The following is a 333-nucleotide window of genomic DNA, read 5'->3' as shown; positions in this document are numbered from 1 at the left end:
ATCGCCGATTTCTTCACCTTGATCAGCACGTCGTTCGGGCCGATCTCCGGCACCGGCACGCGCTCCATCCAGAGGCCCTCTTCCGGCTTCGACTTCACCAGCGCCTTCATCATGTTCGTCATCAGTCCCTCCCTCAGATCACGCCGAGGTCGCGGCCGACCTCTTCGAAGGCGGCGATTGCCCGCCGGACGTCCTGTTCGCTGTGTGCTGCCGACATCTGCGTGCGGATGCGCGCCTGGCCCTTCGGCACCACCGGGAAGGAGAAGCCGATGACATAGACGCCCTTCTTCAGCATGCGCGCCGCCATCTCCTGGGCGAGTGCGGCATCACCGA

The 333-nt window shown here is 64.6% G+C and carries 2 pseudogenes; both read right to left on the bottom strand.

Features of this window, described 5'->3' with window-relative positions:
- Nucleotides 1–122 (bottom strand): annotated as a pseudogene (gene tdh, locus IB279_RS36835) (L-threonine 3-dehydrogenase); the annotation flags it as partial.
- Nucleotides 123–133: 11 nt separating this feature from the next.
- Nucleotides 134–333 (bottom strand): annotated as a pseudogene (locus IB279_RS36830) (glycine C-acetyltransferase); the annotation flags it as partial.

The organism is Ensifer sp. ENS06 (assembly GCF_014852205.1).
In the GTDB taxonomy this organism is placed as follows: Bacteria; Pseudomonadota; Alphaproteobacteria; order Rhizobiales; family Rhizobiaceae; genus Ensifer; species Ensifer adhaerens.
Note: the sequence above shows the minus strand (reverse complement) of the source record. Positions and strands in the feature narration are given on the sequence as shown.